This is a genomic window from Peptidiphaga gingivicola (assembly GCF_001652275.1).
Classification (GTDB): domain Bacteria; phylum Actinomycetota; class Actinomycetes; order Actinomycetales; family Actinomycetaceae; genus Peptidiphaga; species Peptidiphaga gingivicola.
Genome location: NZ_LVZK01000001.1, coordinates 837,586 through 850,696 on the forward strand (window position 1 = coordinate 837,586; position 13,111 = coordinate 850,696).

The window sequence follows — 13,111 nt, forward strand, 5'->3', positions numbered from 1 at the left end:
TCCCGCGGCTGCGGCTGGGGTGCCATGCCCCCGCAAGCGGACTGCGTTTCGCAAGACGATCAGGTAGTTTAGGAGAATGAACCTTCGCAAGCCTATGGCGTCCTTCTTCGCCGCAGCCATGCTGCTCGCTGGCTGTTCCCTCGACCTCGGCGCCTCGAATGACAACGGCTCCGCCGGCGGCGCATCGCCGAGAGGAAACCAATCGCCGAGCGCAACCGCGTTTGACAAGCTAGGGGACTTTTACAACCAGAAGGTCGCATGGTCGAAGTGCAAGGAGCATCCGGCCAACGAATGCGCGGATGTGAAGGTTCCGCTGGATTACAAGAAGCCCGGCGGCAAGACGATCGCCATTGCCATGATGAAGGTTCCCGCCAAAAGCGGCAAGCCGATCGGGACTCTGTTCGTCAACCCCGGCGGCCCCGGAGGCTCGGGAATCGATTTGGCGGCCAACGCTTCCGAGTCCTTCAGCGCCTCCGTTCGGAGCAAATACGACATCGTTGGTTTCGATCCGCGCGGGGTCGGCTCCTCGACCGCGGTCGATTGCGTGAGCGACGCCGAGCTGGCCAAGATCGCCGACACCGACGTCGACCTCTCCACCCCGGAAGGGCGGCAGACGGACAAAGCCATCACCGAGCAGGAGGCGAAGGGATGCCAGGAGAAGTCGGGCGACTTGCTTCCGTACCTTGGCACGGAGTCGGTCGCACGGGACCTTGACGTTTTGCGCGGCCTCGTGGGCGACAAGAAACTCAATTACTTCGGCTTCTCCTATGGCACCTCCCTGGGCGGCATGTACGCCAACCTCTTCCCGAAGAAGACAGGCAGACTGGTGCTCGACGGTGCCCTCGACCCACAGCTCGGCAACGCGCGCATGGGGTACGAGCAGGTAGTCGGCTTCGAAACCGCCTTCCAACATTACGCGCAGCACTGCGTGGACACTGGCCGATGCCCGCTCGGAGGCTCTGTGGACGAGGCCAGGGCGAAGATGAAGGCGCTTTTCGACCAGGCGCTGAAGAGCCCCTTCCCGACGGCCAATCCCAAGCGACCCCTCAATAGAGCCGCGCTATACTCTACCGTAATAAGCATGATGTACCGCGAATCGTATTGGACCTACCTGGATCAGGGGCTCTCCCAGCTGGTTGAGCAGAACAACGGTTCGATCATCCTAGGGTACTACGACCTGTTTGAGGAGCGCCAAGGAAACAAGTTCAAGAACAACGGCAAGGAAGCCTTCTGGGCGATCAACTGCGCCGACTATGTGCCTTCGCCGAGCGCCGAGTATCAACAGTACGCCGATAAGCTGCGGACGGAGGCGCCCGTTTTCGGCTCGTCGATGATGGAGGAAACCGATAGATGCTCGCTCTGGCCCTACCATCCGAAGGCCAACCCCGGACCGTACGAGGCTAAGGGCTCGGCTCCGATCGTCGTGATCGGCACGAAGTACGATCCGGCGACGCCGTATCAGTGGGCGCAGACTTTGCACAAGACGCTGAGCAACTCGGTGCTGCTGACGTGGGAGGGCGACGGACACACAGCCTACGGAAAAGCGGGCTCCTGCCTGAACGACCCGGTAGACCAATATCTTCTCACCGGAAAGGTCCCGCAGGACGGCCTCGTCTGCCCTGCCTCCTCAAAGCTGGGAAACTGAGTCGCAGCGCGCAGGGCGAGCGCCGCATGAGCCTCTTGGGCCGCGCGGCGCCCGTCCTGTTGTATGCGGGTGTCTTTGTCGCGCATCCTGCGCTACGTTTCGCCTGCATTTTCACCGGTCCTGCGCAATATTTTGTTTGTGTTTTGTACGTCGTTTCGCCTGTGTTTTGCACCGGTCCTGCGCAAAATTCTAATTTCGTTTTGAACCTGCCTTGTTTTAGGTGTTCCCTTTATCTGTATTTTTCTTCATCCCACTAGATGGAACTTGATTTATTTCCCGCAGTTTCCCTGCGGGCCATCTTATTTTTCTTCTGTCGTTGTCCTTTCGCGAGATGCTTACCCTGTCCATTCTTCTACCTCGCCCTTCCTTCGGTCGTAAATAATTTCTTCCATGTCTTTATCGTTCTTTCCGCCCCTTATCGTCTCTTCCCCTCTTCTCGTCTCTCCTGCTTTTATCGCCTCTTCCGTCTTTCAGAGCCACTGTCGTCTCTTGTCGCCATTGCCTCCCCTTCTACCTCAAGGGAAGGAGTGGAAAACCCGCAGTTCGCAACCGTTCGATCCTGTAGGCTGAATCTTTAGAGAGATGCAGCGACAAAGACGGTGCATGGGCCGAAGCTGTTCAACGCACCGGTCTCTCGGCCCGCGCCGAGCGTCTTGGCGGTGGGTGTGGCATTCGTGAATATCCCGAGAATTGGCGTGGGTTTCGGTTTTCTACCCGTTTGGGAGGGAAGATGAAAAAGAAAATGACGCGATTGTTGCAGCCTTTGGCTGCACTTTCGGCATTGGCTCTGACGGCCGTCGTTCAGCCGGTGGCGGCTCAAGCGGCGTCGGCTCACGTCGGCGCCGGGCGGGCTCCTGCGGCGAAGTCGACTGCGAGCCCGTCCGCGGATGCGTCGTCGGGCAAACCGAACGAAGCTCCAGCCGGGGACGTTCCGAAAGGGCTTGAAAAGTTCTACAAGCAGAAGCTGGCTTGGGCGCCGTGCAAGGACAAGCCCCAGATGCAGTGCGCGAATGTGAAGGTTCCGTTGGATTACAAGAAGCCCGGCGGCAAGACGATCACCGTCGCCATGGCGAAGGTTCCCGCGGCAAACGGCAAGCCGATCGGGAGCCTGTTTGTCAACCCCGGCGGTCCCGGAGAATCGGGAATCGACCTCGTTTCAGGCGCGGACAAGATCTTCAGCAAGGCTCTCCGGGACCAATACGACATTGTGGGTTTCGATCCGCGCGGGGTCGGTTCCTCGACTGCGGTCGATTGCGTGAGCGACGCCGAGCTGGGGAAGTACCTCGACTCTGAATTCGACCTGTCCACCCCGGAGGGAAAGAAGGCGGAGAAGGCTCAAGCGGAGAAGTTCGTCAAGGGTTGCAAGGACAAGTCGGGTGACTTGCTTGCGCACGTCGGCACGGAGTCGGCCGCACGGGACCTTGACGTTTTGCGCGGCCTTGTGGGCGACAAGAAACTCAATTACTTCGGCTTCTCCTATGGCACCTCCCTGGGCGGCATGTACGCCAACCTCTTCCCGAAGAAGGCAGGCAGGCTGGTCCTCGACGGTGCCCTCGACCCACAGCTCGGCGACGCGCGCATGGGATACGAGCTGACGATCGGCTTCGAGAAGGCCTTCGAGCGTTACGCGGAGTATTGCGTGAAGGGCGGGAACTGTCCGTTGGGGTCTTCTGTGGATGCGGCGAAAAAGAAGATGCGAGCCCTGTTCGATCAGGCGTTCAAGAAGCCGTTCCCGACGGCCGATCCCAAGAGGCCCCTCAATCGGAACATACTCAAGTACGGCGTCATGCTTGCGATGTACAGCACCGCATATCGCCCCTATCTGGATACAGGGCTCAGTCAGTTGATCAAAAACAATGACGGATCCTTCCTTTTGGGATGGTATGACCTTGCAAGCGGGCGCCAGGGCGGAAAGTTCAAGAACAACAGCAACGAGGCCAGGATTGCGATCAACTGCGCGGATTATCCGGCTTCCTCGCCGTCCGTAACTAAAAAGTATCAAGAGAAACTGAAGAAGGAGGCCCCCCTCTTCGGCGCGGGCAGCGATGGAGAAGGGACTGACCTTTGCAGCCTTCTGCCGTATCATCCGAAGTCGAATCCCGGACCGTACACTGCGAAGGGGGCGGCTCCGATCGTGGTGATCGGCACGAGGCACGATCCGGCGACGCCGTATTCGTGGGCGCAGGCTTTGCACAAGAGTCTGAGCAACTCGGTGTTGCTGACATGGGAGGGCGACGGGCACCTTGCTTACTCCAGGGCCGGCTCTTGCATCCAGAGCCCGGTCGACAAGTATCTGCTGACCGGCGAGGTCCCCAAGGACGGCCTCGTTTGCCCCGTGGAACAGAAGCAGGGGCAAGAAGCGCAGAAGCAAGGCGACCTTGATCGGAAGGCTTCCGTGAAGGACAAGCTTTCCCCGGAGAGCCAACCGCCCCCTGTCATCCGGTAGCGGGCGGGGTGCGTCCCGCCGCTGCACGGGATGCGCCGAGCCCGACGCCCCTGCGTCATTCAACTTCGAGGGTGCGTTCCGCCGCTGTGCGGGACGCACCCTTCGACGTTCTTAGGGTTCGCCTTCGACGCTCTTATGGCTTGAGCCCAAAGGCTCCTTTGCACGGCTTGCGCGGCCCGAAGTGCCGGGTGGGGATATCCCCACCCGGCACTTCGGGCTGTTGCGACTGTCGTCTTGGCCTGGAGGCCGTATGTTCGCGGGTGGCCGGCTCTTGCCAAACTGGAGCCATGAGTGAGACAACGAATTCAACGAGTTCATGGCCGCGGGCGGGCAACCCCGACAAGACCGTGCGGCAACGCCCGTTTTCTGCCGCGAGGTCGAGGTCTGCGCGGCTTGCGACGGCTTCGTTTGCCGGATTGATCGGCGTCAGCCTCGCTTTAGGCGCGATGCCGGCGCAAGCGGACACAATTGCGACGTCGGCGACGTCGGTGAGCCCATACGCGGATGGTCCGAACGTCGGATCGAACAGCGGGGCGAACGGCTCAAGCAATGGCTCGAATGGCAGCGCGAACACCTCAAACCGCGGACCGAAGGGTACCGGTGAAAGCGATGCCCCGAAAGGGTTGGAGAAGTTCTACAGGCAGAAGCTGACGTGGTCTGAATGCAAAGGCAAAGATCGTGCCGGCCTGCAGTGCGCGCAAGCGCAAGTTCCGCTCGATTACAAAAGGCCCGAGGGCAAGACGATCACGATTTCCATGCTCAAGGTTCCCGCCAAGAGCGGCAAGCCGATCGGGAGCCTGTTCGTCAATCCCGGCGGCCCCGGCGGCTCGGGCATAGAAAAGGCAGCCTCTCTTTCGAAAAGCCTCAAGCCCGAAATCTTGGATAAGTACGACGTGGTCGGCTTCGACCCGCGAGGGGTCGACGCCTCCACTCCCGTCAAATGCGCCGACGCCGCCGCTTTGAACGCGTTCTTCTTGGATGCAGACTACGACCTGTCCACGGCCAAGGGTCGGCAGCAACAGCAGGAAGCGGCCAAGAAAATCGCGGACGGCTGCGAGAAGCGGTCGGGTGAGTTGCTTCCGCACGTCGGCACGGAGTCGGCGGCCCGCGATATGGATGTTTTGCGCGGGCTGGTGGGCGACAAGAAGCTCAACTATCTCGGCTTCTCCTACGGCACCGAGCTGGGCGGGATGTATGCCGACTTGTTCCCGAAGAAGGTGGGCAGGATGGTGCTCGACGGCGCCGTCAACACCCAACTTGGAAACGCACGCTTGCTCTACGAGGGGACTCTGAGCGTCGATGAATCGTTCGGGCGGTACGCGAAAAGATGCGTCGACGGCGGCAAGTGCCCTCTTGGGACCACCGTCAAAGCAGCCAAGAAGAAGATGCGCGCCCTGTTCGACCAGGCGGCGAAGAAACCGTTCCCGACGTCGAACCCGGCCCGTCCGCTCACGCGCTCCAACCTGATGGCGTCCGTGAGGTGGGCGATGTACCGGGACGAAGCTTGGCCTGGTTTGGATCAAGCACTTGGCAAGCTGATCGAGAAAAATGACGGCACCGAGCTTCTGGAGCTGTCTGGCCCGCAAACGCCGAATGACGAGAGCAATATGATGGAGTCGCTCCTCGCGATCAGTTGCGCAGATTACGCGAAAGAGCCGGACTCTGTTTACGCCAAGTACAATAAAAAGCTCAAAGAAAGAGCTTCCGTCTTCGGCGGGTACGATCCCTGGACGACGAAAGTGATTCAGGTTTGCAGAAATCTAAAATATCATCCGAAGGCCGGTCTCGGCGCATTCAGAGCGAAGGGTTCGGCTTCGATCGTGGTCATCGGCACGAAGCACGATCCGGCGACGCCGTATCGCTGGGCGAAGGCCATGCACAGGACACTCGAGAACTCCGTGCTGTTGACGTGGGAGGGCGACGGACACACGGCCTACGGGCGGTCTGGCGCGTGCATCGAAAATCAAGTGAATGCCTATCTCCTGACCGGAAGGGTTCCGAAGGACGGGTTGGTTTGCCCGGTGGAACAGAAGCAAGGGCAAAGATAGGGAGCTGCCGAACGTATTGCGCCGCCCGTCGAATGACCATTGGCGCCGACGATCCTGACGTCGGCCTTGCGATGGAGACGAGCTGTGCGCGACGCTGACGTCGGCCTTGCGACGCAGATAAACCGCGGGCGACATCGGCCGTTGACTTCGATATGAGTTAACGGCCGATGTCGCCTTCTTTTTACTTTCGAGTGTGATATTTCGTCTTCGGGTGTGCTGGGGACGTTATTCAACGCAAACAGGTCGCAAAAATTACGTATAGTAGATGCTCTTTCTGTCGGCGACGTTTTTTGATCGAACGTCGGTTGAATTTCCCTTGATTCATCGCCATTCTCTTCTACCTCATAGGAAGGTTTTGAAAACGGTGGCGCTGCCTGCGGGGAACAAGTAAAATAGCAACTACAGAGATACAATGTTTTGGGCTTTGTGTCTGGACTGACGCTTGTGTGTCTGTGTCGGTCTCACGGCCCGCGACGAGCGTCACCGCGGGTAAAACTCCGGCGAGTCGCCCGGGTTTCGGTCCTTCATATGGGTTGCATCCGCTTAGCGAGGTGGGTGCAACCGGCTAAATCAATTTGGGAGAAGAGATGAAAACATTCAGGCGTTTGTTGCATCCTTTTGCGGCTGCATCGGCCTTTGCCCTGGCCATCGTCGCTCAGCCTGTAGTGGCCGGTGCTTCGCCGGACCACGAGGACGCTGCGTCGATGCGCGCGGGCGATTCGCCAGTGCGTTTGGGTGCGGCGTCGTCGGGGGCGGACGCCTTTGCCCGTGCCGACGCGGGCGTTCGTGCGGAGAAGGCGGCGGCGAGCCCGTCTGCGGGTCGGTCGCCGGGCGGCTCGACGACGTCGCCGGGAGGTTCGACTGGTTCGCCAGGCAGCCCGTCCGGCTCGCCTGGAAGTCCGGCAAGTTCGCCGGGAAGTCCGACAAGTTCGCCGGGCGGCTCGGTCGGTGCTCCTAAGGGGGATGTCCCGAAGGGGCTTGAAAAGTTCTATAGGCAGAAGGTCAGCTGGGCGCCGTGTAAGGACGACGCGAAAATGCAATGCGCGGACGTGAAGGTTCCGCTGGATTACAAGAAGCCTGGCGGCAAGGCGATCACCGTCGCCATGGCGAAGCTTCCCGCCAAGGGCGGCAAGCCGATCGGAAGCCTGTTCATCAATCCCGGCGGCCCCGGAAGTTCCGGAATCGCCGTGCTTTCATATGTGGACCGGGCTTTCAGCAAAGATGTCATGGACAAGTACGACATCATCGGTTTCGATCCCCGTGGGGTCGGTTCCTCGACGCCCGTCGATTGCTTCGACGACCGCGAAATGGCCAAAATGTTCGATTCCGATTATGACGTTTCCACTGTGGCCGGGCGTAGAGCCCAAAAGGCGCAGGCTAAGAAGATAACCGAGGGATGCAAGAAACACTCGGGCGAGTTGCTCGCGCACGTCGGCACGGAGTCGGCTGCCCGTGACATGGATGTTTTGCGCGGGCTGGTGGGCGACGAGAAGCTCAACTATCTCGGATTCTCCTACGGCACGTCCTTGGGCGGAATGTACGCCGACCTCTTTCCAAAGAAAGTCGGCAGGATGGTGCTTGACAGCGCCGTCGACACCGGCATGCGGGACAGTCGCAGAGCATACGAGCAGGAGCTCGGATTCGAGCATGCCTTTGAGCGTTATGCGCAGCACTGTGTGAACACGGGCAGCTGTCCGTTGGGGTCTTCCGTGGACGCGGCGAAAAAGAAGATGCGCGCACTGCTGGATCAGGCGTTTAAAAAGCCGTTCCCGACGTCAAACCCAAATCGGAAACTCACGCGTTCCCTTCTGACGGGCGAGGTAGGGCAGTATCTGTACGTCGACGCTTCGTGGCCGGATCTTGATGAGAAACTAGGGAAGCTGGTGAAGGAAAACGACGGTTCGGCCTTCGAGGAATCAGGATCGGACTCCGCCCCGACGGCCTCCAGCAATGGGGCCGAGGCTCTTATAGCGATTAACTGTGCGGACTATGTGCTTGACCCGCAATCCGAGTATGCGAAGTACAGCGAGCGGCTCAAGAGGGAAGCCCCGGTCTTTGGCGGAAGCGGCGTTGAAACGAAGGACCGATACATCTGCGCCGAGTTGCCGCACCATCCGAAGTCGAATCCCGGGCCTTACAGGGCGAAGGGGTCGGCTCCGATCGTGGTGATCGGGGTGAGGCACGATCCGGCGACGCTCTACTCCTGGACCCGAACCTTCGCCGGGGCGCTCGACAACTCGGTGCTGCTGACCTGGGAAGGCGACGGACACACGGCCTATGGGAGGGCCGGATCTTGCATCCAGGGCCCGGTCGACAAGTATTTGTTAACCGGCGAAGTTCCCAAGGACGGCCTTGTCTGCCCAGTGGAACAGAAGCAGGGGCAAAATGCGCGGCAGGGCGTGTCCGATCGGAAAGCTTCCGTGAAGGACGGGGTTTTCGCTGGGAAACCGCGTCCCTTTGTCCGGTAGCGGGTCCTGACTGATCGGACGGCGGGCGTCGGGTTGGCGAGGGTCCGCTCCGATCGGTTGGGGGTTCTAATCATCTCGTATGTTTGGAGGAAAAATGAGAAAGACAGCGACGCGACTGTTGCGGCCTTTGGCTGCGCTCTCGGCGTTGGCTTTGACGGTTCTCGCGCAGCCTGCAATGGCTAGTGCGTCGTCGGGGGCGGACGCCTTTGCCCGTGCCGACGCGGGTGTTCCTGCGGCGAAGGCGACGGCGAGCCCGTCTGCGGGTCGGTCGCCAGGCGGCTCAACTGGCTCGCCGGGAAGCCCGACAAATTCGCCGGGAAGCTCGGCCGGGTCATCTGGAGGTTCGACAAGTTCGCCGGGCGGTTCGATCGGCGCTCCCAAGGGGGGCGTTCCGAAGGGGCTTGAAAAGTTCTACAAGCAGAAGGTGAGCTGGGCGCCGTGTAAGGACAAGCCCCAGATGCAGTGTGCGAATGTGAAGGTTCCGCTGGATTACAAGAAGCCCGGGGGCAAGGCGATCACGGTGGCCATGGCGAAGCTCCCTGCCAAAGGCGGCAAGCCGATCGGGAGCCTGTTCGTCAACCCGGGCGGACCCGGAGAGTCGGGAATCGACTTGGTTTCGCGCGCCGACAAGTCTTTCAGCAAAGATGTCCTGGACAAGTACGACATCATCGGTTTCGATCCTCGAGGGGTCGGTTCCTCGACGCCTGTTGATTGCGTCGACGACCGGGAACTGGGCAAGATCTTGGATTCCGATATCGACACCTCGACCGAGGCTGGGCGGAAGGCCAGGAAAGCTCAGGCTCGGCAGATAGCGAAAGGGTGCAAAGACAAGTCGGGCGAACTGCTTGCGCACGTCGGCACGGAGCCGGCCGCCCGTGACATGGATGTTATGCGGGGCCTGGTGGGCGACAAGAAGCTCAACTATCTCGGTTTCTCTTACGGCACGTCCTTGGGCGGAATGTACGCCGACATCTTTCCGAAAAAGGTTGGGAGGATGGTGCTCGACGGCGCCGCCAACCCTCAGCAGAGCTTTTTGCCCTCCACTTACACGCAGATGCTGAGTTTTGAGAAGTCTTTCGAACGCTATGCTGAGCGCTGCGTGAAGGCGGGCAACTGCTCGTTGGGCCCGTCGGTGGATGCGGCGAAGAAGAAGATGCGCGCCCTGCTGGATCAAGCTCGCGTCAAGCCATTCAAGACATCGGACCCGAACAGACCCCTCAACCAGGCGATGCTCCACTCTGCAGTTATCAGCCTTCTATACGAGGATCGGACGTGGTCAGTGTTTAATCAGGCCTTTGACCAGTTGATCAAGCAAAATGACGGCTCGCTTTTCCTGAAAGTTTTCGACGCGACCTCAAGTCGCGAGGGAGACGGGAACAAAGGCAATAGGGCAGAGGCCTACTGGGCAATCAATTGCGCGGACTACGCTCAGGAATCCGAAGCTGACTACCTGAAGTACGCGAACAAGCTGAAGCGGGAAGCTCCCGCCATTGGAGCCTTTTCTACACAAGACACTGTCGCCTTCTATATGTGCGCCGAGTTGCCGCACCATCCGAAGTCGAATCCCGGGCCTTACAGGGCGAAGGGGTCGGCGCCCATCGTGGTGATCGGCACGAGGCACGATCCGGCGACGCCGTATCACTGGGCGCAGGCTTTGCACAAGAGTCTGAGCAACTCGGTGCTGCTGACCTGGGAAGGCGATGGACACACGGCCTATGGCAGAGGCTCGTCCTGCATTGGCTCCGCGGTTGACAAGTATTTGTTGACCGGCGAGGTTCCCAAGGACGGCCTTGTCTGCCCGGTGGAAAAGCCGCAGGGGCAAGAATCGCAGAAGCAGGGGAAAGAAACGCAGAAGGAAGGCTTCCGTGAAGGATGAGGTTTTCGCTGGGAAATCGCGTCCCTTTGTCCGGTAGTGGGTCCTGACTGATCGGACGGCGGGCGTCGGGTTGGCGAGAGTCCGCTCCGATCGGTTGGGGGTTTTAATCATCTCGTATGTTTGGGGGAAAAATGAGAAAGACAGCGACGCGACTGTTGCGGCCTTTGGCTGCGCTCTCGGCGTTGGCTTTGACGGTTCTCGCGCAGCCTGCAATGGCTAGTGCGTCGCAAGGTCATGCGGACGCTGCGTCAATGCGCGCGGGCGATTCGCCACTGCGTTTGGGTGCGTCGTCGGGGGCGGATGCCTCTGTCCGTGCCGACGCGGGTGTTCCTGCGGCGAAGGCGACGTCGAGCCCGTCTGCGGGTCGGTCGCCAGGCGGCTCAACTGGCTCGCCGGGAAGCCCGACAAATTCGCCGGGAAGCTCGGCCGGGTCATCTGGAGGTTCGACTGGTTCGCCTGGCGGTTCGATCGGCGCTCCCAAGGGGGGCGTTCCGAAGGGGCTTGAAAAGTTCTACAAGCAGAAGGTCAGTTGGGCGCCTTGCAAGGACGACGCGAAAATGCAATGCGCGAATGTGAAGGTTCCGCTGGATTACAAGAAGCCTGGCGGCAAGGCGATCACCGTGGCCATGGCGAAGCTTCCGGCTAAGAGCGGCAAGCCGATCGGGAGCCTGTTCGTCAATCCCGGCGGACCAGGAAGCTCCGGAATCGCGATGGTTGACGTGGCCAGGCAGAGCTTCGGCAAAGACGTTTTAGATAAATACGATGTTGTGGGGTTTGATCCTCGAGGGGTCGGTTCCTCGACGCCTGTTGATTGCGTCGACGACCGGGAACTGGGCAAGATCTTGGATTCCGATATCGACACCTCGACGGAGGCTGGGCGGAAGGCCAGGAAAGCTCAGGCTCGGCAGATAGCGAAAGGGTGCAAAGACAAGTCGGGCGAACTGCTTGCGCACGTCGGCACGGAGCCGGCCGCCCGTGACATGGATGTTTTGCGGGGCCTGGTGGGCGATGAGAAGCTCAACTATCTCGGTTTGTCTTACGGCACCCAGTTGGGCGGGGCGTATGCCGATCTCTTCCCGAAGAAGGTCGGCAGGATGGTGCTCGACGGCGCCGCCAACCCTCAGCTGAGCTTTTTGCCCTCCACTTACACGCAGATGCTGGGTTTCGAGAAGTCTTTCGAACGCTATGCTGAGCGCTGCGTGAAGGGCGGGAACTGTCCGTTGGGTTCGTCGGTGGATGCGGCGAAGAAAAAGATGCGCGCTTTGCTGGATCAGGCTCACGCCACGCCGTTCAAGACATCGGACCCGAACAGACCCCTCAATCGGTCGATGCTTCGCTTTGCCCTCACCGGCTTGATGTATAAAGATGAGTGGTGGCCGTTGATTACCGGGGGAGCACAAGGCTTGATCGAAGACAATGACGGCTCGACTTTCATGCTTCCCTTAGATACTTATATCGGTCGCGTTGGCGATAGTTTCGATGGCAATTCCATGGAAGCCTACTGGGCGATCAATTGCGCAGATTATGTGCAAAGCTCTGAGGCCGAGTACCAGAAGTATGCGAAGAAGCTGAAGCGGGAAGCGGTCGTCTTTGGATCTTTTTCCGCAGAAGACGATCTAGCCATGCATGTGTGCGCCGAGCTTCCCTATCATCCGAAGGCCAATCCCGGCCCGTACAGGGCGAAGGGGTCGGCTCCGATCGTGGTGATCGGCACGAAACACGATCCGGCGACGCCGTATTCGTGGGCGCAGAATATGCGTAAGACGCTTGATAACTCGGTGCTGCTGACACGGGAAGGCGACGGACACGCGGCCTATGGCGGAGGCTCGCCCTGTATTGACACGTCAGTCGACAAGTATCTGCTGACCGGCGAGGTTCCCAAGGACGGCCTCGTCTGCCCCGTGGAACAGAAGCAAGGGCAAGAAGCGCAGAAGCAGGGCGATCGCAGCATGGACAGCGCGGTCAAGCTCGGCTCCCGAGCGGTTCCTTCGGGTTCGCGGGTCCTTTCGGGTTCGCGCGGATAGTGCTCTCGCCTGTCTGTTTGGCGCTATTAGCTTGAGCCGCTTCGTTGGCATGGTTGGCCGCCCGAGGCTCGCCCGATCGTCAGTTTGCGACGTGGGCGAGTCTCGGGTAGGCTATTCAACGCTGTCGGCAAAGACGGCGTGCCACCTTAGCTCAGTCGGCAGAGCGATTCACTCGTAATGAATAGGTCGAGAGTTCGATTCTCTCAGGTGGCTCCAAGGCGGCCCCCGCAGACGCGGGGGCCGCGCCCGTCCGCAACGGCGCCGAATTCGGCGGAGTCACGAAGTCGCCTTCTAAAGAGGTCTTGCCCCTTTCCGAACTTGAAACCTCTGCGGAAGGAGCGTCGCAATAGGCCCCGTTGGACCTGAAGAGGCCTCGCCAAGTGCGCCCGTGGGCAAGACGCCAAGCGTGCGCGAGAACATCATCGGGAACGTCACGCGGATTCTTGAGCGAGACAGGAGCGAGCGGCTCGTCGTTCGCGTGCTTCCCCCGGGGTCGGTCGATATCGGTGTCGATCGTTGGCGACGACGGAAGCAGCTTTCTCGACGCCGAGGGCAATTTGCTCGACGCCGAGGCCAGCTTCGTTTAGGGATCCGAGCAATGAAA

7 protein-coding genes and 1 tRNA gene are annotated in these 13,111 nt (G+C 60.2%); all 8 read left to right on the top strand.

Annotated features, from left to right (window positions below; genetic code table 11):
* Window positions 1-76 precede the first annotated feature (76 nt).
* The 8 genes from A4H34_RS03435 to A4H34_RS10905 all read left to right on the top strand — a co-directional run bounded on the left by A4H34_RS03435 (window position 77) and on the right by A4H34_RS10905 (window position 13,094).
* A complete protein-coding gene (locus A4H34_RS03435; RefSeq protein WP_082903029.1) occupies window positions 77-1,645 on the top strand; it encodes an alpha/beta hydrolase in 1,569 nt (522 codons plus the stop codon).
* A 730-nt stretch (window positions 1,646-2,375) separates the two neighbouring features.
* On the top strand, window positions 2,376-4,091 hold the full coding sequence (locus tag A4H34_RS03440; protein WP_009197739.1) for an alpha/beta hydrolase: 1,716 nt from the start codon (window positions 2,376-2,378) through the stop codon (window positions 4,089-4,091).
* 287 nt (window positions 4,092-4,378) lie between these two features.
* The gene (locus tag A4H34_RS03450; protein WP_231870934.1) at window positions 4,379-6,139 is read left to right on the top strand and encodes an alpha/beta hydrolase; all 1,761 of its coding nucleotides are present in this window, start codon (window positions 4,379-4,381) and stop codon (window positions 6,137-6,139) included.
* A 1,049-nt stretch (window positions 6,140-7,188) separates the two neighbouring features.
* Window positions 7,189-8,607 carry an alpha/beta hydrolase gene (locus tag A4H34_RS03455; RefSeq protein WP_050758746.1) on the top strand — a complete coding sequence of 473 codons (1,419 nt, stop codon included), beginning with the start codon at window positions 7,189-7,191 and terminating at the stop codon, window positions 8,605-8,607.
* A gap of 94 nt (window positions 8,608-8,701) precedes the next feature.
* Entirely contained in the window at window positions 8,702-10,483 is a 1,782-nt protein-coding gene (locus tag A4H34_RS03465) for an alpha/beta hydrolase (protein WP_197480405.1), read from the top strand.
* A 572-nt stretch (window positions 10,484-11,055) separates the two neighbouring features.
* Window positions 11,056-12,507 carry an alpha/beta hydrolase gene (locus A4H34_RS03470; RefSeq protein WP_231870935.1) on the top strand — a complete coding sequence of 484 codons (1,452 nt, stop codon included), beginning with the start codon at window positions 11,056-11,058 and terminating at the stop codon, window positions 12,505-12,507.
* A 140-nt stretch (window positions 12,508-12,647) separates the two neighbouring features.
* Window positions 12,648-12,723: transfer RNA gene (locus tag A4H34_RS03475), tRNA-Thr, on the top strand.
* A gap of 227 nt (window positions 12,724-12,950) precedes the next feature.
* A complete protein-coding gene (locus A4H34_RS10905; protein WP_156510239.1) occupies window positions 12,951-13,094 on the top strand; it encodes a hypothetical protein in 144 nt (47 codons plus the stop codon).
* Window positions 13,095-13,111: the final 17 nt, after the last annotated feature.